The following is a 22,429-nucleotide window of genomic DNA, read 5'->3' on the forward strand; positions in this document are numbered from 1 at the left end:
GCGTCATGAAAGGGGATAAAAAAGTTATTCAGTTGTTGAACAAGGCACTGGCCATTGAGCTGACGGCCATTAATCAATATTTTCTGCATGCCCGCATGTACAAAAACTGGGGACTTTTTGCTTTGGGTAAGCATGAATATGCGGAATCCATTGAAGAAATGCAGCATGCCGACAAACTCATCGAACGTATTCTGTTTCTGGAAGGCCTACCCAATCTGCAGGACCTGAATAAATTACTCATCGGTGAAAATGTCGCTGAATGCTTGGCTTGTGACTTGAAACTGGAAGAAGCTGGCCGTGCCCATTATGTTGAGGCCATCCATTATTGTGAATCGGTCAAAGACTACGTCTCGCGTGACATTCTCGTCGAAATTCAGGAGCAGACTGAAGAGCATATTGACTGGCTGGAAACCCACATTGATCTGATCGACAAAATGGGTTTACCCAACTTTATGCAAACGGCCTCGGGTCCTTTGGGTGCTGGGGCCGATTAATCATTCCAAAGCGCATCCAGGGAAAGCGCAATGCGCATTTTCCCTGTGCTGCCCAGGGCCGGGGAACGATGTATGATCCCCTTTCCGGCATTGTTTTCCCAGGCCTCTCCTTTGAGCAGAGCGATGGCAAATGCGGGGACCTCCCCGATGCCGCGAGGATCGCGAATTAGCCCGGATTTCAGGTCCGCCAGTCCTCGGGATCCCTCTCCCAGTTTACTGCGATCCGCATAATCACTGCTTAGCCATTGCGTGCCCGGCCCTTTCCAGGTGCACAACAAACGGATTCCCGTAAAATCTGTATGGAATCTTGGGCACATAGCCCGATCGAGAACCATCAGGCGAAGCGCGATAGCGTCGCAACCGGTTAAATCGAAGTAAAGCTCCATCAGGAAGCGTATGTCTTTCAGTAAGAACTCCCGGCCGGATAAGTCGGGCAACAGCTCTGCAGGGAAAAGCGTTCCACGATTGAAGGATTGGCGAATTCCGCTGCCCAGATCATTTTCGGCGGCATCCAGATAATCCAGTATTTCCGGTTGTTGGGATCTTTGCATTATGCACAGCTGGACGTCCGTATCGAAAATGCTGACAAGATCGGCAAGTTGATCTACGAACAGTATTTCATCGGTTCCTGCACCTTGTTTTAATGTGGCTTGCGACATGGGAACTCCTCACCATTCCGGAAATGGGTCAACAAAACCATTCCATGCCGACGGACCCTGCTGCCACTCTGCATCGGTAAGCAAGCAATCGCTCAGAGATTGACGGATCTTGTCTTCATCCATGTTTTGTCCGATAAAAACCAGCTCCTGGCGGCGGTCGCCCCATTCTCCCTGAAAATGTTTCTCGATAGCCTGGCGTTCTTCAGGATTTTTAGGCCAGTATTTTTTGGGGGTGTCGGCCCACCATTGTCCGGCCGCTTGATGTCGGAAAATTCCCTCGGCCTGAGACCAGAGTCCTGCGACATCCGGCCGGCTCGCTAACCAGAAAAATCCCTTGCTGCGTAATACGCTGTCCCAATTCTGATGCATCAAGTCCCAGAATCGTTGCGGATGAAAGGGGCGGCGAGCGGCAAAATGAAAACTGCCAATACCATATTCCGTACTTTCAGGAATATGTTCCCCGCGCATTTCCATCAACCATCCGGGGGCCTGGCTGGCTTCTTCAAAGTCAAAAAGACCGGTTTGCAGTACGCGACTGACAGGAACCCGACCAAACTCGGAAATTTCAATGCGCGCCCGAGGATTGAGCGCATTCAAAATAGCCATCAAGCTCTGCTGTTCTTCCGGGCTGATGAGGTCCACCTTGTTCAACACCAGCACATTGCAGAATTCAATCTGCTCAATCAGGAGGTCGGTAATGGTGCGCTCATCTTCTGCGCCCAGTGACTCTCCACGATCGCGCAATAATTGAGCGTCGGCATATTCCCGTAGAAAGTTATAGGCATCCACGACCGTCACCATGGTATCCAGGCGCGCCAACTGTGACAGTGAGCTGCCTTGTTCATCCTCAAATGTGAAGGTTTCGGCGACGGGCAAAGGCTCAGAAATCCCCGTGGATTCAATTACCAATTGGTCAAAACGCCCTTCTTTTGCCAATAAGGCCACCTCCTCAAGCAAATCTTCCCGGAGCGTGCAGCAGATGCAGCCATTGGACATTTCAACGACTTTTTCTTCCGTGCGTGATAGTTGCGCGCCCCCTTCACGGACCAGGGCGGCATCAATATTGATTTCACTCATGTCATTGACAATTACTGCGACACGCCGGTCTTCCCGGTTGTGCAGGATATGGTTGAGGAGCGTGGTTTTGCCGGCACCGAGAAAACCCGACAACACGGTGACGGGAAGGGGAGTGGTGGAGAGCTGGGACATGGTAAATCCTCACAATGATAACTGAAACGGCATGCCATAATATGCAACTAAGTTGCACATAACAACATGGGAATCCTGTGCAGGTCAAGCGAGGAGAACACAAAGCGCCCTCTTTTGTTGCCAAAGTCGCGGCAGGCCTCCGGGCTGACAGCCGGCTGGGTTCCATTTGCAGAGGTGTGGATATTACTGGTATTGACTACACAAATGATAATCGTTTACATTAATAACCAGTGGTTGTGCTGTTTTGTCTATAAGACTTTCAAGGAGACGAATATGCTGAAAGAAGTACTCGCCCATGTGCGCCAATATCCGGGCATCACTCTGGAGTCGTTGATTGATTTACATGCTGCCGATGCGGAGTACATGTCCGCATTGCTGGCTAAACTCACCAAAAATGGTCAGTTGCTGGCGATGGAAACCGGCTGTGCAGAAAGTGGCCGTTGTCGGGAAGGCGGCAATAAACCATCCCGCATCTGCTTTTTTTGTTCGGCTGTGGATAAGGCCAACCTGGAATACAGCCAGTCCGTGATGTTGCATTCCTGAACAGAGCCTGTTTTTTATGGGCCTTATGACATTTTTTGTGGGTGTTGGTTTTTCCGCAGACTGTTTGCCTGCTCCGAAGGCATAGTCAAACATCAATTATGTCGGTCGGAAATCATGGGAAACCTGAGCTGAACAATGACTTTTTCTTCACGACGCGCCAGCATATGGCGATTGGTAGCCTGAATGAGGCTACCTTTTTTATGGTCCGCGAGTGTAACGGGTTTTAATCTTAGGTTTTCCTGGTCGGAGCGTATGGTGGCCATCAATGGGCAATTTTCCACAAAAAGCGCTGGTGTGCTGCTCCGTGTGGCATTAAAGCCAATAGTAAGGTTAGGGTATAATTAAAATTGTAGCGAGCTAACTGAATTTCTATTTTGTTACTGGTCTTGCAAAGAATTAAGATTAATGATGTGTTAATCGACACAGGAGATCGATAATGGATATGCATTCAATGAGCATGCAGGCGATGACCAACAGCATGCATTATATTTCTGATGGGCAAACCGCTGCGGGGATCATAGTGACGGGTTTGATTGCCTTTGCTTTTTTTGGGTTGGCTGCAGCGCTGTTCATGCGCGCTGCGCGTGCCGAGGCAAAAAAAGAAGCACAAGAGGCAAGCAAGCACTAAAAGCGATGATGCTATTTAGAAACCTGCTGTTTGGTTTTCAAGCGTGCAAATGATAGTGCCAACCCAGTCGGATAATGGCGACGAAGGCATTTGGGAGGGTGTACCCGGGCCCATTGGCGCCGGGGTTGATGATATATTGCAGGTCGGGTTGGATATACAAATCCTTGAAAACGGGCTGTTTGAAGTTCACTTCCAGACTGGTTTCTGCAGCCCCCGTATTCGAACCGGATTGGCGTTGCCAGGCGCGGGCCATGCCCAGGCTCAGGGTAGAGCCGGGTGAATCCGGAATGAAATGTCGCAGCCGCAATCCTGCGCCCACATAGGCATTCACCGGCGAAACGGCTGCAGCATTGGGGGCTCCGCCACCTTGCAGGAAGACCCCCCAGGTCATCTGATCGGCTTTCCAGCGATACTCGGCGGTACCGTAAAATCCGCCCTGACTGGTAGAAGAACCGATGCCAATATTTTGGGTGAGGTAAGGGCCGTAGATGTGGTTGTAATAGCCTCCGGCCTTGAGCATCGCCGTGCCAGGACCGATGGGAATGCTTTGGTCGACTTCACCATAATAAATCATTCCGTCACTGCCCCAGGGCGCACGGAAAGGATGGACGCCATCCGCACCAAACGCGCCTAGCATTACCGTGGTATTTCCCCAGCTCGCTGCAGCAATGGCTCCGAGACTGGAATAGGGATAAGTGGGCGTGAAGGGAATGTTGGCCGAAATGATGGGATAAATACCATAAGAGGCATTGAACAGTTCGCCTGCTACTCCGGTATCATTGAAATAGTCGTTAGGATTGAGCAAGCCGAGGCGCAAGGTATAGTCGCCGAATTTTTGTCGATAATAAGCCTTATAAAGATGGGCCATGTGTTGATAGGGCGTAGTGAGATTGGAGACGCTCTGTAGATCACCAATGTACAAACTGTCGGGGTTGCTGCTGTCCGCAGCAAGGCCTTCGACTACAAAAAGGCCCCCCTGCCACCAACCGGCCTTACCTGTATGCAGGGCCAGTCCGCCTTTCCAGAGCCCGGTTGCGGTGCTGCCGGTACTGATGCCACCACTCAGATTGGAAACGCCTTCTACCTGACCATGAATGACCAGGGAAATCCCCCGCCACCAGTTTTGGTGCGCTGCTTCGGGGATGGATTGCCCCGTACTGGCAGCCCAGGCGGGGGCAGTAGATGCGCAGAAAAGAATGCTACTCAATAGGATGTTGCGGTAACGGTTTTGCTGGCGAAGCATGAGTTCTCCCTTGTTTACTCGATATTGACGGTAACTATTATCACTATCAACTGCAATAAAAGTGTTTATATCGTGGTGAAAGGCCACTTGACAGACCCGGCATCGTTCCTTAATGTGCAACAAAGTTGCATATAATATGACGCACAAACATGCCGTTATCAATACCACTTTTAGGAGAATCACTATGTATCACACTGAATCCAATGAGTTATCGCCATCTAAACTGTTCAGGCGGCATACTGGCGCCGGGTGGCGTTTTCTGCCTTTGCTGTCCTTGTTGCTGGGTCTGGGTGCTGCACAAATGGCTGCAGCAGACACCATTCATGCCGTAGGCGTAGAAAATGAATATGCCAATGTCATCAGCCAGATTGGTGGAAAATATGTTCAGGTGAGTGCCATTGAGAGTAATCCCAACACGGATCCCCATACTTTTGAGGCGAGCCCGGCTGTGGCCAGAGAAATTGCGGCGGCCCAGTTGGTGGTCCGTAACGGCGTGGGTTATGACAGTTGGGCCAAAAAAATTCTGGCGGCTGATCCTAATTCAAAGCGGCAGGTGATTGTGGTTCAGGATCTGTTACATTTACCCGACAGCACCAAAAACCCGCATCTCTGGTACAAACCGGAAACCATGCCGGCGGTTGTCAAGGCGGTTGCGGCGAGCCTGAGCAAGCTGGATCCTGCCCATGCGGCTTTTTTCAAGGCCAATGTTCAAAAGTTTGATGCTTCGCTGAAGCCGTGGTATGCCGCCATTGCCAGTTTCAAAGCGCAATATCCCCATACTCCGGTAGCGGTTACCGAACCCGTAGCAGATTACATGTTGCAGGCGGCAGGCTGCGATCTGAAAACGCCCTGGAATCTCCAGGCGGCAATCATGAATGGGACCGATCCGGCACCCCAGGATGTCAGCATCCAGAATCATCTGTTCAAAAATCATCAGGTCAAGGTGTTTCTGTATAACCAGCAGGTCACTGACTCCCTGACCGCGTCTTTCCTGAATAATGCCAAGGCGGCGCATATTCCGGTGGTGGGCGTTTATGAAACCATGCCAACCGGGTACACTTATCAATCCTGGATGCTCGCAGAAGTGGATGTCCTGCGCGCAGCCGTAGAACATGGTACCTCTACGACGGTGTTGAAATAATATCTTGACCAATCAGAGTCCGATTCTTGCGGTCGCCGATCTTTCTGTGGATCTGGGCGGCCGCAGTATTTTACGGGATGTCAGTTTTGATCTGTATCCCGGGCAGCTCTGCGCCCTGATTGGTGAAAATGGGGCAGGTAAAACCACCCTGTTACGCACCTTGCTGGGCCTGATTACCCAGCGTGCCGGCACGGTGCGGATCGGCGCTGCGCCGGCTCGTGAACATCGCGAGCTGGTGGGCTATGTTCCCCAGAAAATCAATTTTGATCCGGATCTGCCCTTGCGCACCCGGGATCTGGTGCGTTTGGGGCTGGATGGTCAGCGTTTGGGGTTGCCGTTTTTTAATGGACGCACCCGCCATGCGGTGGATCAGGCGCTGCAAGCCGTGGGCGCGGAAGAATTTGCCGATCAGCGGGTTGGGGAATTATCGGGGGGGCAGCAGCAGCGTGCCGTCATCGCCCATGCTTTGGTTCGCAAGCCGCGTCTGCTGATTCTGGATGAACCGCTGGCAAATCTCGATTTTGGTAGCGCCAATGCACTGGTGGATTTGCTGGGGCGTTTGATTGTCCAGCAGCAAATGACGGTGCTGGTGACTGCTCATGATATGAATCCGCTGATTCCGGTGATGGACCGTCTGGTGTATCTGGTAGACGGGCGCGCCGCCACCGGCACGGTTTCCGAGGTCGTGCAGGCGGAGGTGCTCAGCAAGCTTTACGGTTATCCCGTTTCGGTTCTGCACCATGGCGGGCGGATTCTGGTGCTGCCCGATGCCCCCGAAAATGCCGATGTGGCCAATATGAATCGTTGTGCAGGTCACGGAGTGTGAGCAGATGTTTGCTTTTTTAAGCAGTCAGCCGGTACAGACTGCGCTTATTGTGGGCAGCTGCGCGGCGTTGGTCAGTGCCTTGATTGGGGTGTTTACTGTGTTGCGTGGAAATGCTTTCGCCGGTCATGCCCTGGCTGATGTCAGCAGTGCCGGAGGAGCCGCTTCGTTTTTATGGGGTATCAGCCCCTTGCTGGGTTTTCTCGGCATGGCCTGGATTGCTGCATTTGGGATGGAATTTCTGGGGGTCCGCAAGGCGCGGGAAAGAGATCTGGCGACCGGGATTGTGCTGGGTGCCGGTCTGGGACTTTCGGCGCTATTTTTGTATTTGGATGTCACTACCACCAGTACCACCGGTGCCGCTGTATCGGTGATGTTCGGGTCTTTATTCGCCATTTCGCAAGGCTTGATCTGGCCGGCCATCCTGGCGGTACTGGCGGTGTTTTTGCTGGTCGGCTTGTTTTATCGGCCGCTGATTCTGACAGCGGTGGACCCGGATTTGGCGACTTTGCGGGGTGTTTCCCCACGCTGGATGGGTTTGCTACAACTTCTGGTGCTGGGACTGGCCGTTGCGGTTTGTGCTCTGGCGATTGGCGCGGTACTGGCGACGGCGCTCCTGATCGGCCCTGCCGGAGCGGCGATTCGTCTCAGTCGACGACCTGCCCAGGCTATTTTCTGGGCGATGATTATTGCCCTGACGGCGGTCTGGTTGGGAATCTGGATGGCCTACGAAAGTTATTACTGGTTTTCCGGTAATGCCTGGCCCGTCAGTTTTTTTGTGGTGGTCCTGATTTTTCTGTTTTATCTACTGGCTATGTTCGGTTCTTCGTGGAGCCAGAAATACCAGCGCCGGGGCATTGCGTCCCTGCGCCGCCTTCAGGAGCCTTAGCCGTGTTTTCCAGTTTTATGATCAACACCTGGATTGCGGGTACCGCCATTGCGCTGGTGGCCGCACTGGTCGGTTATTTTGTGGTAATTCGCCATTCGGCCTTTGCAGCCCATGCCTTGCCGTTGGGAGCCTTTCCGGGGGCGGCAGCGGCTAATCTGCTCGGAGTGAATCCTTTTGTTGGCCTCCTGGTTTTTGTGGGAATGGGGGTGCTGCTCTTGCGTCAATTGGCCCGTATAGGGCGGCGTGACGTGGGAACCGGACTGCTGCTGGTGCTCTTTCTGGGCGTCGGTGCGCTGTTTCTCAGTATGACCAGTGAATACGCCCCTGAGGTATTTTCGCTGCTTTTTGGTGAGATGCTGGGTGTCAGCGATGCGGATTTGTGGCCCATACTGGTGATTTCCGCCCTGGTCACGGTGGTTATGATCACTATTTTTCGCCCCTTGCTGCTGGATTCCAGTTTTCCTGATCTGGCTGCTTTACAGGGGATTTCTGCAGCACGCATGGATCTGATTTTTCTAAGTCTGCTGGCGCTGGTGACGGCTTCAGCCCTGCCAGTCGTGGGTGCCTTTCTGGTTTTTACCTTGTTGGTGGGGCCACCTGCTGCTGCCCAGTCACTGAGTATTCACCCGCTGCGCAGCCTGCTCCTGGCAGTAATTTTTGCCGAGAGCAGCATCTGGTCAGCCATTGCGCTGTCTTATTGGACCAACTGGCCCATCGGTTTTTTTGTAGGCATGCTGGGCGCCGGACTTTTTACCCTGGCCCGCAGTTATCGTCACTGGAGTCAGCGACAACGCCCGGTCGTGCAGGTTTCTGGCTTGTGAATCTTTATGCAGTAATCAGGCGTTGACGGTACTCAGGCGCAGCATCAACGACAAGCACAAAACTCCTGCTGGCCCCTCTGAGCTGGTTGCTCATCGCTCAGAACGGTTTTTACCCAGCAGGTGGGCGTTATGGTCAATAAGATCACGTTGCTCCGGCAAAGCCCGCAAGTTGATGGCGGTAGCGCGCATGACAGCCTCCTCATGAAACGCAATAGATATACAAACGGTAGAGTGGCGTATAGCTGTTGTCAATTCAAAGCTAGCGGCGAGTCATACGGCTTAGGCATGGGCATGAGTGATGATCGGTTGAGTTGATGTCGTCTGGCACGATTATTCACCGGCCTTGATTTTGATGACAAGAGTCGGTCGCGTGGTGAATATAGTACTATAGATGCGGCTGAAAAGGTTTTGAATAAGATTCGGCTCAATACCCAAATTTTATGCAGAGAAAGGGAGAATCTGCTTGCACACTCAAAAAAGAATCTTCCAGGACAATGACCCAGGCTCAGAGTAGGAGATAAGAATGGATCGTCGTTTATTGATTCGATTGTTGGCGAAGCAGGAGCTGACAATCATTTTGCCCTTGGTACAGGTCCTTAATCCTGATGTGGTGCCCGATCTGCTCGCGCAGCGGCTTGAGGATATGATGGGGCAAGGGTATCAATGTGTTGCCGCCTTTTTGGATGATGATTGTGTCGGGGTGGCGGGGATTTGGCAGGGAACGCGCTTTTGGTGTGGTCGTTATCTGGATGTAGACAACGTGGTCGTGGATCCTGCATATCGCAGTTCCGGGATAGGACGGCAGCTTATGGACTGGGTTGAACAATATGCCCGTCAGCAAGGCTGCGAAATCATGGTGTTGGATGCGTACGTCACCAACCATTCGGCACGCCGGTTTTATGAGCGAATGGGTTATCAGGTGCTTGGCCATCATTTTGTCAAGTCATTGTGATCAAAGGTGAAAATTGACATATTTTGGCATGCGCTGTATGGTAATTTTAGCATTTCAGGCGGTTAGCGCGGTCTGGGTAAACTCCAGTGTCGGTACAAGGCCATCATGCGCAGAATAAAGGACAGTGATGCGCCAGCCAGAGTACTTTCGATGGCGGGTAAATGCGCATAATCGCCAACCAGAGTAACTGCTGCCCCCAACAACGCCGCAGATGCATAGATTTCCGCACGCAATACCACAGGAATCTCGGCGGTTAAAATATCGCGTACCATGCCGCCGCCAATGCCACTGATCATTCCCAAAACTGCTGCCATGACCGGAGACAAGCCATATGTCAAAGCCTTTTGTGCCCCCGTAGCAGCAAAAACACCCAGGCCGGCAGCATCAAAAAGCAGTACAGGATGGCGCAAATGATCAAAAAGGTGATGAAAGAAAAATACACCGACCCCTGCGAGAACCGCCAACGCCATGATATGCCAGTTGGCAATGGCCTCCGGGGGAATGGCACCGATCAGCAAATCCCGTAAGATGCCCCCTGAAACCGCAGTAACAACGCCCAAAACGACAATACCAAAAATATCCATTTGACTGCGCACCCCGCGCATTGCTCCGCTGATGGCAAAGGCGAATATCCCTAACAGGTTGATCAGGTTCAAGAAGAATGTTGTGGTAGAATGAGTCAACTGCATGGTCTCCATTTGTTTGGTTTTTTTATGCGTCCGTACATTGAGCCCCGGGCGATACTATATGGTCAGTAAATCAGGTGGAAGTCATCCATCCTTTGAGGCCTTGGAACAACTGGGCGCGGTATAAATTGCCACGCGAGACCGGAGTTTGTGGAAATGCTTTATGGACGGTAGAGACTTAAGCTGGGACAGCTATCAGTGGATCAAGATAGTCGACATAGGTTTGTTGAAAGCGATCCTTGTGCCGTTTGTTCGCTTCATGGCGCTTTCCGGTCAGTACCCAAGCGGCTGCGGGCCACGAGGAAGTAAGCGATACCGGTAGCCAACAGGGCGCCGCTGATCATGGCGTAGAATATGAGGTCATCCTGCGGGATGGTTTCTCCTCCGCCTTTCACGGGGATCAGAATCAGTTGTCGCAACAGCGTAATCATGGCGACTTCAAAAAACACCTCGACATGAAAAATACCGCTGCGCATGAAGGTGATTTCGGCGGAAATCAGGGCTGACAGGACCCAGACAATAAAAAGCGTGCCTAAGGCGTGGAGAAAGCCAGCTGCCAGTATGTGCTCCCGGAAAGCGTCCACCACATCATGACTGAATTGGATCATGATCAATACGCTGGCAGCCGCCAGGGCGACGGCAATAAACAGGTGAAGGGTATAATTCAGCATTCGTAGAACGCCGTTGAAACCATCATTCAACATCAGGACTCCTTTGGCTGGATGCGCATGCCTGGCGACGCAGGGCATGATAGATGATAACGAGGGAACCCTGCCATTGATTTAGTCTGGCAAATAATAATAAATAAATTATAAAAATATAAAAATTAATCAAGCTACTGAACTCAGCGAATCCATAAATCCACGATAATGTTGTTTCCAGTCTCCCTCGCGAGCTAAGAGCGATGATCAAGTGGTATATTACCGCATAACCCTAGCGGAGCATTGCCCTTCCACATGGTTACACAAGATCATCTTCCTGATAGGGCAATAAAATCACCAGTTTCATATCCGTATGTGCCGCTGGTAATAAGGTGCTTTGTTCATACACCACGCGCCCATGCACTGGGTGCTGGAATACCCGGCGACCGCCTTCTCTTTCCACTACATCCTGGGCAGGCCAGAGCCCGGCAAATGTGCGGCTCTGACTTTGCAGTTGGGTGATGATCCGGGCCATTTCCGGATCATCCAGGTGCTTGCCAACATCGGCACGAAACTCGGCGACCAGACGTCGGCAACGGCTATGCCAATCATCGACGAAGTTTCTGGCGCCGGGGTCGAGGAACAGAAATTCCAGCAAATTGGGAGGCTTTTCCTCGGGAACCGGACTGGCTGGTAACCAGCCCGCAAAATGTGCGGCGGCGGCCGCATTCCAGGCAGGTACATTCCAGTAGCGATCCAGGATATAGGCAGGATATTGCAGGATTTTGAGAAGGTGGAGCAGGGTGGGCGCTACGGCAGAAGGGGGAGATTCCAGCTGGGGATCAGCCTTGCCCGCAAGATGAAACAAATGCTGCCGTTCAGCATGGGATAGTTGCAGTACCTTGCTGAGGCGATCCAGCGTGGGCACGGAAGGTTGTATCGGCCGCCCCTGCTCAATCCAGGTGATCCAGGTGCCACTGACTCCCGAGAGCATGGCGAGTTCTTCGCGGCGCAGCCCGGGAGTGCGGCGGCGTCCAAGCGCATTCAGGCCAGCCTGCTGCGGTGTTGTTTTTTCGCGGTGGCGACGAATAAACGCCCCCAAGGCCAAGCTGTCTCCGGACATCGGTATAATCCATGGAAAGCACAATACTGGTAGTAAATATACCAGTATATATGCTCATATTGTACCAGTTTAATGGCCTTCGTATGATAGATGTATATTCTTTTGGAAGACCTAAAGCCCATGAGTAATCAGCAAAAACTGGTAGAGAAGCAATTCGGTGTGGCGGCGACGGATTATCTCCATAGCCCGGCACATGCACAGGGTGCAGATTTACAGCGTCTGCGTCGGGAGTTTACCGGACAGCCGGCCATGCGGGTGCTGGATCTTGGCTGCGGGGCGGGGCATGCCAGCTTTACACTGGCGGAAGTTGTCGGGGAAGTGTTCGCGGTGGATCTTTCCGGCGAAATGCTGCGTGTGGTAGCTGACGAGGCGCAACAGCGTGGATTGTCTAATCTTCACACCGAAAAAAGTACGGCAGAATCATTGCCTTTCGCCGATGCTTATTTTGATGGAGTGGTGACGCGTTTTTCCGCCCATCATTGGGCGGATGTCCATGCGGCTCTTCGGGAAATGCGGCGTGTACTCCATCCTCAGGGAAAATGTGTCATCATTGATGTATGCGCACCCGAAAATCCATTACTGGATACGGTTCTGCAGACGGTCGAAATTTTACGTGACCCTTCTCATGTGCGGGATTACCGGGTTTCAGAATGGCAGGCGATGTTGGCTGCAGCCGGGTGGCAGGTGCCTGATCAGGATACCTGGAAGCTGCCCCTGGATTTTGCCAGTTGGATAAGCCGGATGCGCAGCTCGGAAGAGCGCGTAACAGCGATTAAAAGCGTATGGGCCGGGGCTCCAACCGAGGTCTGTGACCACTTTGCGCTGCAGCCGAATCATGATTTTTCGCTGGATGTGTGCTGGATGACGGCATTGCCCTTATGAACAACATTGGTTAATTTTGGACAGGGATGTTTGAGGAGAAGCTTGTGGCAGCAAAAACGCTTTATGACAAGTTGTGGGAAAGCCATGTGGTGCATACGGAGGCCGACGGTGCCGTATTGCTTTATATTGATCGGCAGTTGCTGCATGAAGTCACCAGCCCCCAGGCCTTTTCGGGTTTGCGCGCGGCGGGGCGCAAAGCCTGGCGGATTGATGCCAACATCGCTACGGCCGACCACAATGTCCCGACTACGGATCGGGCGGCGGGTATTGTCGATCCGACTTCCCGTTTGCAGGTGGATACCCTGGATCAGAACTGTGCGGAATTCGGTATTGAAGAATTCGGCATGCTGGATCCGCGCCAGGGCATTGTGCATGTAATTGCTCCCGAGCAGGGACTCACTCTGCCGGGCATGACCGTGGTGTGTGGCGATTCTCATACGGCGACTCATGGTGCGCTGGGTGCGCTGGCCTTTGGTATTGGCACCACGGAAGTGGAGCATGTGCTGGCGACCCAGTGTCTATGGGCACGCAAATCCAAAAGTATGCGGGTATGGGTGGATGGCGAACTGGGTCGGGGCGTCACCGCCAAGGATATGGTGCTGGCCATTATCGGCAAAATGGGTACGGCGGGCGGTACGGGCTACGCCATCGAATTTGCCGGACCAGCCGTGCAGGCTTTGTCGGTAGAAGGGCGCATGACCTTATGCAATATGGCCATTGAAGCCGGCGCGCGCTCGGGTATGGTTGGCGTCGATGCCATAACCATTGATTACTTGCGGGGCCGTCCCTATGCCCCGGTGGGCAGAATCTGGGATCAGGCTGTGGCGGCCTGGAATGAACTGCATTCGGATGCGGATGCCCTCTTTGATGCGGAAATTCGTCTCCATGCAGCAGATATCGCGCCTCAGGTCACCTGGGGAACCAGCCCCGAGATGGTTGCAGAAATTAACGCCACCATTCCCGATCCTGCCCAGGAATCCGATATGGTGCGTCGTAAGGGCTGGACGGACGCTCTGGCCTATATGGATTTGCAGGCCAACACCCCACTGTCTGCCATAACGCTCGACAAGGTTTTTATTGGCTCCTGTACCAATGCGCGCATTGAAGATCTGCGCGCTGCTGCTGCTGTTGCCAAGGGGCATCAGAAAGCGGCTTCGGTAAAAGTGGCCATGGTGGTTCCCGGCTCGGGACTGGTGAAAGCCCAGGCCGAAGCGGAAGGGCTGGATCGTATTTTCAAAGCGGCGGGCTTTGAGTGGCGTGAACCGGGTTGTTCTATGTGTCTGGCTATGAACGCCGATCGTCTGGAGCCTGGAGAACGCTGTGCTAGTACCAGTAACCGGAATTTTGAAGGGCGTCAGGGAGCGGGTGGCAGAACCCATCTGGTCAGTCCGGCCATGGCAGCCGCCGCCGCGATTGCCGGTCATTTTGTGGATGTGCGTGACTGGTCTGCACCATAAAAAGCGCGCCCGCTCCTGGGTGTTGCGCATCGCTCTGGGCTTATGCAGCCTGGGGATGGTGGAAATTGGCATTTTTTCAAGCTTGCGGGGTTGCTCGGCAGAGGTGGCTGCTGTGGAGTATCTCGTCAAGCGACAACTGGAGAAATAATGGAAGCTTTTACCGTATTAGAGGCAATTGTCGCCCCCCTGGATCGTCCCAATGTGGACACTGACGCCATCATTCCCAAGCAGTTTCTCAAAACCATTGAGCGACAGGGCCTGGGCAAGCATCTTTTCGATGCCTGGCGCTATCTGGCACAGGATGGCAGGCAGGTGGAAAACCCTGAATTCATCCTCAATCAGCCGATATATGCTGATGCAAAGATTTTACTGGCCCGGGAAAACTTTGGTTGTGGTTCCAGTCGTGAACATGCTCCCTGGGCGCTGGCAGATTATGGTTTTCGCGCCATCATTGCCCCCAGCTTTGCCGACATCTTTGCAAACAATTGTGTGCAGAACGGGATTTTGTTGATTCGACTGTCCGCAGAAGAAGTAGATCATTTGTTTCATGAAGTGGCGGCTAACCCCGGCTATCGTTTGCGCATTGATCTTCCGGCCCAGGAGGTGCAAACCATGGGAGATAGTCGCTATTGTTTCCCCATGGATGCCGGACACAAACACAAGTTATTGAATGGTCTGGATGATATTCAATTGACCCTGCAGCATGAAGGGGCCATTCGCGCTTATGAGGCAGCCCGTCGACAATCAGCGCCCTGGTTATTTCGGGATGGTATTTAAGGAGATTTGATCAATATGATTCAGGATGCAGCGATAGAAGATGAGGGCTTGCAGCCCGTTCGTGCCGATGCCGTTATCATCGAAGGGAAAACCAAACGTGGCAAGCCCTGCAAGGTCATTGACAATACCTGTCAGGTTCCCAGGCAGGAGTTGCAGGCGTTACTGGATGACCTGATCGAACAGGAACATTTCGGCCCTTCCGGTTTGAGTATGGCGGGAGGCAACAGCATTCGTATCGGGGCACCGCAATCTGCCCATGTGCAGCTTGGCAACGATATTTATCGCATGATTCTGGTGGATTACGAGGCGCGTATTGAAGTGTTTTGAGCCATGACGGCTCAGGGCATGAGTCGTTCAATCAACCAGGCATGACTCGTGTCATCAGAACGCCGATAAACAAACCGGTCATGCAGGCGGTCACGACGGCCCTGCCAGAATTCAAAGCGTTCGGGAATCAGCCGGTACCCACCCCATGCCGGGTTGCGTGGGACGTTGTCCTCAGGATAGCGCTGCTGTAATTCGGCAACACGCGCTTCCAGATCAGCACGACTGGCGATGACCTGACTCTGGATGGACGCCGCAGCAGAATAACGGCTGCGGCTAGGGCGTTGTTGAAAATAGCTTTCGGCCGCTGCCGTATCCAGGGGTTCTACAGGGCCGTTGATGCGCACCTGACGATCATTTTCCGGCCAGTAGAATACCAGTGCTGCATGCGGGTTGGCGGCCAGTTCCTGACCCTTCTGGCTGCGCTGGTCGCTGTACCAGCAGAGCCCCTGTTCATCAAAATGCTTGAGCAGTACATAGCGCGCATCAGGATGCCCGTCAGCATCAGCCGTAGCCAGCACCATGGCGGTCGCATCAAAATTGCCCGCCTCTGTCGCGGCAGCCAGCCAGGTGGCCAATTGCTGAAAGGGATTGCTGTCCAGATCGTGTCGATGCAACTCCCCGTGGGTAAAATCCCGCCGGGTACTGCGATGGTCTATTTCACCTTCCATATGCATTTCTCTTTTGAGCAGAGCTCAGGCCTTTTTCTCAATGACGCCGTTTTCGCTACCGAAAAGCATCACGTCGGCGCGCCGGTGGGCAAAAATACCATTGTCCAGTACGCCCGGAATCAGATTGATGGCGGCTTCCATTTTCACCGGATCAGAAAAATCCAGACCGGTGACATCAATGATGACATTGCCATTATCGGTGGTCACGCCATTGCGTAGGGTAGGGGTCCCACCCAGCTTGACCAGTTGTCGGGCGACAAAGCTGCGGGCGAAGGGGATGACTTCCACGGGCAGGGGAAATTTGCCCAGCATGGGTTTGTCCTTGCTGGCGTCGGCGATGCAGACGAACAGTCGGGCGGCACTGGCTACAATTTTTTCCCGGGTCAGTGCCGCGCCGCCGCCTTTAATCAGCCGGAAATGCGGGTCAGCCTCATCGGCACCGTCTACATAAACGGGAATGTCACCGGTGCTGTTGAGGTCCAGCACATTTAAGCCCTGGGCTTTCAGGCGATTTTCGGTAGCAATGCTGGAGGCGACATAGCCATCCACATGAATTTTTGCAGCACCCAGGGCGTCAATGAAAAAGTTGGTGGTTGAGCCTGTACCTACGCCCACCACCATACCGGGCTGGATGTAGGCGAGGGCGGCTTCGGCCGCCATTTTTTTGAGAGCATCTGCATTCATTGCCTGTTTTCCTTGTTAGTCTGAAAAAGTAATCGTTGTATAAAAGCTTCCGTCAGTGATGCTGCTGAGGCTGGATTCTGACCACTCAGAATTTGCGCATCTTCGACCACATGGCTTTGCCAGGATTCTCCGACACTAACGAGGAATCCCGCATTTCTCAAGTGCTCTTCCAGAGTATAAGGCCAGCGGCCGGCCAGCGCAGTAGCGGCTTCTTCAGCGGCACTGAAGCAGGTGACCGGATTGCCGGAAAAGGGCGGGTCGCTGTGATCGTGCGCAGTCGCCAATAAGGCAGCGCTCCCGTGGCATAAGGTCGCCAATACCTTGTGATGATCACGGCAATGCTGGAGAAGGCGTGCAACATCGGCAGACTTTGCCAAATCCATGAGAGGGCCATTCCCGCCCGGAATAAATAATCCCTGCATAAGATCCAGCTGCCCAGCCTGCAGACTTTGCAGGGAAACAGGATGCTCCAGTTCGGGTATGCAGGTGATCTGCTTCGCCAGTTCGCTGGCTTTTTGCGAGTCATGGTTGAGATTGGCAGGATCCAGACTTTCCGGATCTACTATGGGGATACTGCCGTCTAGCGTACCAATAGACAAAGTCCAGCCAGAGTTTTTCAGCAGATTCCACGGAACGACCAATTCTTCGGCCCAGAAGCCAGTGGGTATCCCGGTGCCATCCCGGAGTTGCAAAACCCGGGCGCTACTGAGCAGAAATAGAATATAGGGCTGCTGGTTCATGAGAAAAGTGTAACACAAAAGCCTGCTGAAACAATAAAAATATATGTAAGGTTAATCTTGTATTTTTATAATATACAGTCGTAAATCAGGCCATTTTAAATATTAATAAAAATATAATAATATATTATTTTTTAGATTATCTTGTTGATACATTCTAAATCTATTCAATGCGAGAGAAGAAATTATAAGCGGTTTAATACAACATTAAACATTGAAGTAATGTTTTTTAAATTTTAATTTTCGCAATAACAAAATGATTGTTATTGATTTTTTGTAATATAACAAAATAAGAGTATTATTATATTCATAATAAAAAATTAAATATATTCATAGCACTAATGAGACTTTTATTAACCCAAAAATATTTGTGGGGATGTTCTATTGATTTGCAGGCTTCTCTGCACTACTTTTACACCCGAGATTCGAATTAGCATAAAAAGTATAAGTTTGTATTGTTTTAATCAAAGCTGATTGGATAGTAACCGCTATCTTGTTTTATTGCGGATCATTTGTTGTCCGCCAGGGGGAAATACATAATGGATTTAAATTGGAGGAACTGGCTGAAAAAGGGGTGGCGCGCTGCGGCGTTGGCTCCCGTTTTGTTGCTGGGTGGTTGCGCACATAACCCTTTCTGGATATTCGATCCCAAGGGGGTCATGGCCAAAACCGATTTGTTTTACATGATCGTGGATGTACTGATCATGGGTGCGATTGTCGGACTGACAGCCTTGCTGGTGGTCTGGTTCATGTGGCGTTATCAGAAAGGCAAGAACCGGGGCATGTATGATCCGCACTGGTCTCATTCCAACACTATTGAAGTGTTTGTCTGGGGTATCCCAATCATTGCCGTCGGATTTCTGTCCTACTTTGCCGTCAGGGGAACTTTCGAAATCAACCCTTATAATCCGACGGTCATCACCCACCATATGAAGCCTAATGGGGACCCGGTGGAAGTGGATGTCATTGCTACGGATTGGCAGTGGTTATTTGTTTATCCGCAATATCACATGGCGGTAGCCAACGAGCTGGTTCTGCCGGTACACACTCCAGTTTTCTTTCGTCTGACTTCCAGTGCCGTGACCACAACCTTCTTCATTCCCCAGCTGGTCGGCATGATTGACGTAATGCCCGGTATGCGTACCAAAAATGCTTTGTTAAGTGATCATGCAGGTGAATATCAAGGTATTGCTTCTGACTATGCCGGTGCAGGTACTTCCTGGATGACTTTTAAAACCAAGATGGTTGACAAGGCAGACTTTGCGCAATGGGTGCAAAAAGTGCAGCAGGCCCCTGGCAGCATGACCTATGCCAGCTTTAACCGTTTCGCGGAGCCTTTCATTAATGTCAATCACCACTTGGTTTACTTCTCTTCAGTGGAGCCGGGTCTGTTTGATCATGTCATGACTGAAGTGATGCGCGGAAAAACCTGGCCAATCCCGCCGATGATGACGGAAAACATGGTTGACTACATGAAAAAGCAAGCCGCTGAACATCGCGATTAATCGGAGGATCATCACATGCTCGTAGATTTACCTGGGGGCTGGAGCCCTCTTCTGGGGCGTCTCGCCTGGTCGCAGATTCCCTATGCCAATCCGATTCTGGCACCGCTCTTCGTAGCGGTGGTCATCGGGGCCATTGCCATCATTGGTCTGATTACCTATTACGGTAAATGGACTTATCTCTGGAAAGAATGGTTGACTACGGTTGATCATAAGAAACTCGGTGTCATGTACATCATCATCGGTCTGGTGATGCTGTTTCGGGGCTTCATCGATGGTTTGATGATTCGTACCCAGCAGGTCTGGGCAGTGGGTCCGCATTCTTCCGGAGTATTCGGATCCCTGCATGGTTATCTGACCCCTTTTCACTTCGGGCAGGTTTACAGTGCCCACGGTCTGATCATGATTTTGCTGGCAGCAACCCCGTTGCTGGTTGGCTTCATGAACATTATCGTGCCGATCCAGGTTGGTGCCCGGGATATGGCTTATCCCTACCTGAATGCCTTGGGATTATGGATTACCGCTGCGGCTGCAGCGTTGATCATGATTTCCCTGTTTGTGGGGGATTTTGCCCACAACGGCTGGTTTGAATATGCGCCGATTTTTGAAATGCAGTACAGTCCGGGCGTGGGTGTGGATTACTGGATCTGGACCCTGCAACTGGTGGCTTTGGGTACGACCCTGGGCGGTATCAACATTCTCGCCACAATCATTAAAATGCGGGCTCCCGGCATGACCTGGGGCAAGTTGCCGATTTTTGTCTGGGCCTCACTGTCGGCCAACGTCATTGCTTTGACTTCTTTCCCGGCCCTGCAGATTGCCTTGGCTCTGGTTGCTGCCGATCGCTATCTGGGTGCGCATTTCTTCACGGCCGGTATGGGCGGCAATTTGATGCTCTATACCAACCTGTTCTGGATCTGGGGTCACCCGGAAGTGTATTTCGTAATCTTGCCGGCTTTCGGCATGATGTCGGAAATTTTCCCGACTTTCTCTGAAAAACCCCTGTTTGGTTATATCACCATGGTGCTGGCCAGTATGGCGATTGCCGGGGTGTCCTGGCTGGTCTGGCTACATCATTTTTTCACCATGGGTGCAGGCCCCTATGTCAATTCGGCTTTCAGTGTGGCCACCATGCTGGTAGGTATTCCTACCGGTGTGAAAGTGTTCAACTGGGCATTTACCATGTACCGGGGGCGCCTGACCTTCAACGCTGCCATGCTCTGGGCGATTGGCGCGCTGTTTCTGCTGCTGATCGGGGGCTTGACCGGCATGATGCTGGCCATTCCTGCCATCAATTACATGGTTCATAACAGCGTGTTTGTGGTTGCACATTTTCACTCCATGTTGCTGGTTATTGTCTACGCCATTTTTGGCTCTGTTCTGTACTGGTTTCCAAAAGTGTTCGGTTTCAAGCTGGATGAGTTCTGGGCGAAAACCATGTTCTGGTTGTTCTCCGCTGGCACGGCACTGGTATTCGTGCCCATGTACATGCTCGGCTTCATGGGCATGACCCGGCGTCTGGAATATGTATTCAATACCGGATGGCAGCCTTATCTGGACGTCATGGAACTCGGCATTGTCGTTTATACCCTGTCGGTATTGGCCTTTTTCATCCTGCTTTATGTCAGCGTACGGGATCATGCGAAAAATCGTGTGGGCGCGGACGCCTGGGGAACCTCACGTTCCTTGGAGTGGCTGACCCATTCTCCCGTGCCGTTTTACAACTTTGCGGTTCTGCCTCACGTCAATGAACGGGACGAAGTGGCATGGCGTCGGCAGCATGGTATCGACAACGTCCGTCCTGAACATTATGACGACATTCACATGCCCAACAACACGGGTGTGGCCATCATTATGGGCGGCCTGACTTTCGTGCTTGGTTTCGCACTGACCTGGCGGATCTGGTGGCTCTGTATTGTGTCTTTGCTGGCCATCATCGGGTTGATGATTATCCGTTCATTCAGGGGAGACCCCGGCTACATCATCACCGGTGCCGAGTTGCAGCGGATGGAAGAAGAGGCCTATCGCCGTGAGGCGCAAATTGCCGACAGTCATCACAGCCATCCCGTCAGCGGTGGGGTAGTGGGTAATGCCATGGCCTATCAGCGCAACGATTCGTCGAAATAAGCGGTTCTAAATTCGACAGAATGGCTTCAGTGCGCAGGCGGCATTCAGCACAACGGACGTCTGCGCTACTCACGAATTGAGGAGTTTTAATTATGAGTTCACATGCCAGTACGGTTGATCCCAAAAAAGCGGAATTGTGGGATACCCATCATCATTCCCATGATGTGATTTCCACCCGCACCCTGGGATATTTTTTGTACCTGCTCAGCGACGGTATGTTGTTCGCGACATTATTTGCCGCTTATGGGGTGCTGAGTTATCAACATAGTTATTTCGGTGGGCCGACCCCTGCTGAATTCGTCAAACCCTGGTACACCTTTGCCCAGACCATCGCCCTGTTTTTGAGTGTTCTGGCTTATGGTTTCGGTATGAATGCCCTGAAGCACAAAAACAAGAGCGGCTTGATCAACGGTATGCTGGCAGCTTTTGTGCTGGGTGTGGTTTTCCTGGTTCTGGATATTCATGACATGAGTCATCTGTATTCCATGGGTATTACCCTTGCCAGCAGCGGCGGCATGTCGGCATTCATGGTGCTGACTCAGGTGCACGCGACCCATATTTTCTTCGGCTTGATCTGGATTCTGGTGATGATTGCTCAGGTGATGACCAAGGGCTTTACCGAGGAAACGGTGGGTCGTCTGCTCACCCTGCGGATGTTCTGGCATTTGCAGGCGGTGATCTGGGTTTTTGTTTATATCTTTGTCTACTTGTGGGGATACATATCATGAGTCACGGTGCCGCAGATCCGACCATGCATCCGGAAGTGCAACTGTCCACTTCCAAGGGCTACTTTCTGGGTTTTGCCATTTCGGCTTTCCTGATGTTGGTGGCAACTTTTCTGGTGACCTCTCATTCGGTTCCACCTTTCGGTTTGTTGATGGTGATTTCAGTGTGTGCGGGAATTGCCGTGATTGCCCAGATTTATTTCCTGCTGCATATCGATATTTCCGAGCACAATATCTGGAATACGGTGGCCCTGGTCCTATTTATTCCTCTGTTCCTGATTACCATCGGACTGACCTGGTGGATGTTCTCACAGCTGTATCTGCGGACCATGGATATGTCAGTGATGTCATCGGCCATGCAACCTGCCGTGCACGCATCAGCCACTCCCGGAATGGCAGCCATGCCGGGTATGAACGCTCATTCGGATTCAGGTAACTAAGGAGCACGAGAATGGCTACGTCCCTGGGAGCAAAGCCTGCAGTAGTTTCGGATACAACACTTCCCCACGCCATAGAAGGGGAGATGACGCCGGCGGTGCGCCTGATTGGCCGGATCATCACGGCCGGTCTGCTGCTGGCGGTGGCGGCAGGCCTGTGGCAGGGCTTCAGCAGTCACGGACTGCTGAATGGCCTGGTCAACGGCCTCAAGGCCAGCGAAGTCGGCTTTGCCATGGTCCTGATCCTGCTCGGC

At 52.2% G+C, this 22,429-nt stretch carries 27 protein-coding genes and 1 pseudogene; 18 read left to right on the plus strand and 10 right to left on the minus strand.

The genetic code is table 11. The features are described 5' to 3' along the window. Nucleotides 1-5 precede the first annotated feature (5 nt). Complete coding sequence (gene bfr, locus H7F08_RS10745) at nucleotides 6-494, plus strand: bacterioferritin (protein ID WP_081577172.1); 489 nt, start codon at nucleotides 6-8, stop codon at nucleotides 492-494. Here bfr and H7F08_RS10750 read toward each other — a convergent pair. Both H7F08_RS10750 and zigA read right to left on the minus strand, forming a co-directional pair. Then, entirely contained in the window at nucleotides 491-1,153 is a 663-nt protein-coding gene (locus tag H7F08_RS10750) for a DUF1826 domain-containing protein (RefSeq protein ID WP_081577171.1), read from the minus strand. The genes bfr and H7F08_RS10750 overlap by 4 nt on opposite strands. Nucleotides 1,154-1,162: 9 nt before the next feature. After that, on the minus strand, nucleotides 1,163-2,362 hold the full coding sequence (gene zigA, locus H7F08_RS10755; RefSeq protein ID WP_193640554.1) for a zinc metallochaperone GTPase ZigA: 1,200 nt from the start codon (nucleotides 2,360-2,362) through the stop codon (nucleotides 1,163-1,165). Nucleotides 2,363-2,635: 273 nt separating this feature from the next. Here zigA and H7F08_RS10760 point away from each other — a divergent pair, with 273 nt between their 5' ends. Then, entirely contained in the window at nucleotides 2,636-2,905 is a 270-nt protein-coding gene (locus H7F08_RS10760; protein WP_081577169.1) for a hypothetical protein, read from the plus strand. 436 nt (nucleotides 2,906-3,341) lie between these two features. Beyond that, complete coding sequence (locus tag H7F08_RS10765) at nucleotides 3,342-3,533, plus strand: hypothetical protein (protein WP_024893984.1); 192 nt, start codon at nucleotides 3,342-3,344, stop codon at nucleotides 3,531-3,533. A gap of 37 nt (nucleotides 3,534-3,570) precedes the next feature. On the opposite strand, the gene H7F08_RS10770 is transcribed toward H7F08_RS10765, so the two are convergent. Then, complete coding sequence (locus H7F08_RS10770; RefSeq protein ID WP_193640555.1) at nucleotides 3,571-4,776, minus strand: carbohydrate porin; 1,206 nt, start codon at nucleotides 4,774-4,776, stop codon at nucleotides 3,571-3,573. A gap of 184 nt (nucleotides 4,777-4,960) precedes the next feature. Here H7F08_RS10770 and H7F08_RS10775 point away from each other — a divergent pair, with 184 nt between their 5' ends. The 4 genes from H7F08_RS10775 to H7F08_RS10790 are packed head-to-tail and all read left to right on the plus strand — an operon-like array spanning nucleotide 4,961 to nucleotide 8,450. Next, entirely contained in the window at nucleotides 4,961-5,917 is a 957-nt protein-coding gene (locus H7F08_RS10775) for a metal ABC transporter solute-binding protein, Zn/Mn family (protein ID WP_193640556.1), read from the plus strand. Between the two features lie 4 nt (nucleotides 5,918-5,921). Continuing rightward, the gene (locus tag H7F08_RS10780) at nucleotides 5,922-6,743 is read left to right on the plus strand and encodes a metal ABC transporter ATP-binding protein (protein ID WP_193640557.1); all 822 of its coding nucleotides are present in this window, start codon (nucleotides 5,922-5,924) and stop codon (nucleotides 6,741-6,743) included. Nucleotides 6,744-6,747: 4 nt separating this feature from the next. After that, the gene (locus H7F08_RS10785) at nucleotides 6,748-7,629 is read left to right on the plus strand and encodes a metal ABC transporter permease (protein ID WP_031569033.1); all 882 of its coding nucleotides are present in this window, start codon (nucleotides 6,748-6,750) and stop codon (nucleotides 7,627-7,629) included. Nucleotides 7,630-7,631: 2 nt separating this feature from the next. Beyond that, nucleotides 7,632-8,450 (plus strand): metal ABC transporter permease, encoded by an 819-nt coding sequence (locus H7F08_RS10790; protein ID WP_031569036.1) that lies wholly within the window; start codon nucleotides 7,632-7,634, stop codon nucleotides 8,448-8,450. A gap of 90 nt (nucleotides 8,451-8,540) precedes the next feature. On the opposite strand, the gene H7F08_RS15910 is transcribed toward H7F08_RS10790, so the two are convergent. Continuing rightward, nucleotides 8,541-8,639 carry a DUF1778 domain-containing protein gene (locus H7F08_RS15910; protein WP_010636960.1) on the minus strand — a complete coding sequence of 33 codons (99 nt, stop codon included), beginning with the start codon at nucleotides 8,637-8,639 and terminating at the stop codon, nucleotides 8,541-8,543. A 334-nt stretch (nucleotides 8,640-8,973) separates the two neighbouring features. Between H7F08_RS15910 and H7F08_RS10800 the strand changes: the two genes are divergently transcribed. Then, nucleotides 8,974-9,402, plus strand: a complete 429-nt coding sequence (locus H7F08_RS10800; protein ID WP_010636958.1) for a GNAT family N-acetyltransferase — start codon at nucleotides 8,974-8,976, stop codon at nucleotides 9,400-9,402. Nucleotides 9,403-9,464: 62 nt separating this feature from the next. Here the strand turns inward: H7F08_RS10800 and H7F08_RS10805 are convergent, their stop codons facing one another. From H7F08_RS10805 to H7F08_RS10815, 3 genes are all read right to left on the minus strand, one after another. Beyond that, nucleotides 9,465-10,091, minus strand: coding sequence for a trimeric intracellular cation channel family protein (locus H7F08_RS10805; protein ID WP_031569041.1), 627 nt, complete (start codon nucleotides 10,089-10,091; stop codon nucleotides 9,465-9,467). Between the two features lie 254 nt (nucleotides 10,092-10,345). After that, entirely contained in the window at nucleotides 10,346-10,792 is a 447-nt protein-coding gene (locus H7F08_RS10810; protein WP_024893979.1) for a phosphate-starvation-inducible PsiE family protein, read from the minus strand. A 256-nt stretch (nucleotides 10,793-11,048) separates the two neighbouring features. Beyond that, complete coding sequence (locus tag H7F08_RS10815; RefSeq protein ID WP_075322306.1) at nucleotides 11,049-11,852, minus strand: helix-turn-helix transcriptional regulator; 804 nt, start codon at nucleotides 11,850-11,852, stop codon at nucleotides 11,049-11,051. Between the two features lie 120 nt (nucleotides 11,853-11,972). Here H7F08_RS10815 and H7F08_RS10820 point away from each other — a divergent pair, with 120 nt between their 5' ends. The 5 genes from H7F08_RS10820 to H7F08_RS10840 are packed head-to-tail and all read left to right on the plus strand — an operon-like array spanning nucleotide 11,973 to nucleotide 15,295. Next, entirely contained in the window at nucleotides 11,973-12,734 is a 762-nt protein-coding gene (locus tag H7F08_RS10820; RefSeq protein ID WP_193640558.1) for a class I SAM-dependent methyltransferase, read from the plus strand. A 44-nt stretch (nucleotides 12,735-12,778) separates the two neighbouring features. Next, entirely contained in the window at nucleotides 12,779-14,191 is a 1,413-nt protein-coding gene (gene leuC, locus H7F08_RS10825; RefSeq protein ID WP_193640559.1) for a 3-isopropylmalate dehydratase large subunit, read from the plus strand. After that, a complete protein-coding gene (locus tag H7F08_RS10830; protein WP_010636949.1) occupies nucleotides 14,172-14,339 on the plus strand; it encodes a hypothetical protein in 168 nt (55 codons plus the stop codon). Before leuC ends, H7F08_RS10830 begins: the two co-directional genes overlap by 20 nt. After that, entirely contained in the window at nucleotides 14,339-14,968 is a 630-nt protein-coding gene (leuD, locus tag H7F08_RS10835) for a 3-isopropylmalate dehydratase small subunit (RefSeq protein WP_010636947.1), read from the plus strand. Before H7F08_RS10830 ends, leuD begins: the two co-directional genes overlap by 1 nt. Before the next feature lie 15 nt (nucleotides 14,969-14,983). Next, on the plus strand, nucleotides 14,984-15,295 hold the full coding sequence (locus tag H7F08_RS10840) for a hypothetical protein (protein WP_010636945.1): 312 nt from the start codon (nucleotides 14,984-14,986) through the stop codon (nucleotides 15,293-15,295). An 11-nt stretch (nucleotides 15,296-15,306) separates the two neighbouring features. On the opposite strand, the gene pdxH is transcribed toward H7F08_RS10840, so the two are convergent. Genes pdxH through H7F08_RS10855 form a run of 3 tightly spaced genes read right to left on the minus strand, consistent with a single transcriptional unit; the run spans nucleotide 15,307 to nucleotide 17,405 of the window. Then, a complete protein-coding gene (gene pdxH, locus H7F08_RS10845; protein ID WP_193640560.1) occupies nucleotides 15,307-15,963 on the minus strand; it encodes a pyridoxamine 5'-phosphate oxidase in 657 nt (218 codons plus the stop codon). 24 nt (nucleotides 15,964-15,987) lie between these two features. Then, nucleotides 15,988-16,647, minus strand: a complete 660-nt coding sequence (gene rpiA, locus H7F08_RS10850) for a ribose-5-phosphate isomerase RpiA (protein ID WP_024893973.1) — start codon at nucleotides 16,645-16,647, stop codon at nucleotides 15,988-15,990. After that, entirely contained in the window at nucleotides 16,644-17,405 is a 762-nt protein-coding gene (locus H7F08_RS10855; RefSeq protein WP_226831571.1) for a type 1 glutamine amidotransferase domain-containing protein, read from the minus strand. Before H7F08_RS10855 ends, rpiA begins: the two co-directional genes overlap by 4 nt. 518 nt (nucleotides 17,406-17,923) lie before the next feature. Here H7F08_RS10855 and H7F08_RS10860 point away from each other — a divergent pair. The 5 genes and pseudogenes from H7F08_RS10860 to H7F08_RS10880 form a co-directional block, all read left to right on the plus strand. Next, nucleotides 17,924-18,889 carry a COX aromatic rich motif-containing protein gene (locus H7F08_RS10860; RefSeq protein ID WP_010636938.1) on the plus strand — a complete coding sequence of 322 codons (966 nt, stop codon included), beginning with the start codon at nucleotides 17,924-17,926 and terminating at the stop codon, nucleotides 18,887-18,889. 15 nt (nucleotides 18,890-18,904) lie between these two features. Continuing rightward, on the plus strand, nucleotides 18,905-21,013 hold the full coding sequence (locus H7F08_RS10865; protein ID WP_075322313.1) for a cbb3-type cytochrome c oxidase subunit I: 2,109 nt from the start codon (nucleotides 18,905-18,907) through the stop codon (nucleotides 21,011-21,013). A gap of 92 nt (nucleotides 21,014-21,105) precedes the next feature. Continuing rightward, entirely contained in the window at nucleotides 21,106-21,741 is a 636-nt protein-coding gene (locus tag H7F08_RS10870) for a cytochrome c oxidase subunit 3 (protein WP_010636936.1), read from the plus strand. Continuing rightward, nucleotides 21,738-22,178: a cytochrome o ubiquinol/quinol oxidase subunit IV gene (locus H7F08_RS10875; RefSeq protein ID WP_010636935.1), complete on the plus strand. Its 441-nt coding sequence runs from the start codon at nucleotides 21,738-21,740 to the stop codon at nucleotides 22,176-22,178. The genes H7F08_RS10870 and H7F08_RS10875 overlap by 4 nt, the downstream gene beginning before the upstream one ends. Before the next feature lie 11 nt (nucleotides 22,179-22,189). Beyond that, nucleotides 22,190-22,429, plus strand: a pseudogene (locus H7F08_RS10880) (cytochrome C oxidase assembly protein); the annotation flags it as partial.

The organism is Acidithiobacillus sp. HP-11, from assembly GCF_015100075.1.
Classification (GTDB): Bacteria; Pseudomonadota; Gammaproteobacteria; order Acidithiobacillales; family Acidithiobacillaceae; genus Acidithiobacillus; species Acidithiobacillus thiooxidans.

Excerpts from the sequence above, each read along its gene's own strand:
- bfr (WP_081577172.1), top strand. The coding sequence starts at position 6 with ATGAAAGGGGATAAAAAAGTTATTCAGTTGTTGAACAAGGCACTGGCC.
- H7F08_RS10750 (WP_081577171.1), bottom strand. The coding sequence starts at position 1,153 with ATGTCGCAAGCCACATTAAAACAAGGTGCAGGAACCGATGAAATACTG.
- zigA (WP_193640554.1), bottom strand. The coding sequence starts at position 2,362 with ATGTCCCAGCTCTCCACCACTCCCCTTCCCGTCACCGTGTTGTCGGGT.
- H7F08_RS10760 (WP_081577169.1), top strand. The coding sequence starts at position 2,636 with ATGCTGAAAGAAGTACTCGCCCATGTGCGCCAATATCCGGGCATCACT.
- H7F08_RS10765 (WP_024893984.1), top strand. The coding sequence starts at position 3,342 with ATGGATATGCATTCAATGAGCATGCAGGCGATGACCAACAGCATGCAT.
- H7F08_RS10770 (WP_193640555.1), bottom strand. The coding sequence starts at position 4,776 with ATGCTTCGCCAGCAAAACCGTTACCGCAACATCCTATTGAGTAGCATT.
- H7F08_RS10775 (WP_193640556.1), top strand. The coding sequence starts at position 4,961 with ATGTATCACACTGAATCCAATGAGTTATCGCCATCTAAACTGTTCAGG.
- H7F08_RS10785 (WP_031569033.1), top strand. The coding sequence starts at position 6,748 with ATGTTTGCTTTTTTAAGCAGTCAGCCGGTACAGACTGCGCTTATTGTG.
- H7F08_RS15910 (WP_010636960.1), bottom strand. The coding sequence starts at position 8,639 with ATGCGCGCTACCGCCATCAACTTGCGGGCTTTGCCGGAGCAACGTGAT.
- H7F08_RS10800 (WP_010636958.1), top strand. The coding sequence starts at position 8,974 with ATGGATCGTCGTTTATTGATTCGATTGTTGGCGAAGCAGGAGCTGACA.
- H7F08_RS10805 (WP_031569041.1), bottom strand. The coding sequence starts at position 10,091 with ATGCAGTTGACTCATTCTACCACAACATTCTTCTTGAACCTGATCAAC.
- H7F08_RS10810 (WP_024893979.1), bottom strand. The coding sequence starts at position 10,792 with ATGTTGAATGATGGTTTCAACGGCGTTCTACGAATGCTGAATTATACC.
- H7F08_RS10815 (WP_075322306.1), bottom strand. The coding sequence starts at position 11,852 with ATGTCCGGAGACAGCTTGGCCTTGGGGGCGTTTATTCGTCGCCACCGC.
- H7F08_RS10820 (WP_193640558.1), top strand. The coding sequence starts at position 11,973 with ATGAGTAATCAGCAAAAACTGGTAGAGAAGCAATTCGGTGTGGCGGCG.
- leuD (WP_010636947.1), top strand. The coding sequence starts at position 14,339 with ATGGAAGCTTTTACCGTATTAGAGGCAATTGTCGCCCCCCTGGATCGT.
- H7F08_RS10840 (WP_010636945.1), top strand. The coding sequence starts at position 14,984 with ATGATTCAGGATGCAGCGATAGAAGATGAGGGCTTGCAGCCCGTTCGT.
- pdxH (WP_193640560.1), bottom strand. The coding sequence starts at position 15,963 with ATGGAAGGTGAAATAGACCATCGCAGTACCCGGCGGGATTTTACCCAC.
- rpiA (WP_024893973.1), bottom strand. The coding sequence starts at position 16,647 with ATGAATGCAGATGCTCTCAAAAAAATGGCGGCCGAAGCCGCCCTCGCC.
- H7F08_RS10860 (WP_010636938.1), top strand. The coding sequence starts at position 17,924 with ATGGATTTAAATTGGAGGAACTGGCTGAAAAAGGGGTGGCGCGCTGCG.
- H7F08_RS10865 (WP_075322313.1), top strand. The coding sequence starts at position 18,905 with ATGCTCGTAGATTTACCTGGGGGCTGGAGCCCTCTTCTGGGGCGTCTC.
- H7F08_RS10870 (WP_010636936.1), top strand. The coding sequence starts at position 21,106 with ATGAGTTCACATGCCAGTACGGTTGATCCCAAAAAAGCGGAATTGTGG.
- H7F08_RS10875 (WP_010636935.1), top strand. The coding sequence starts at position 21,738 with ATGAGTCACGGTGCCGCAGATCCGACCATGCATCCGGAAGTGCAACTG.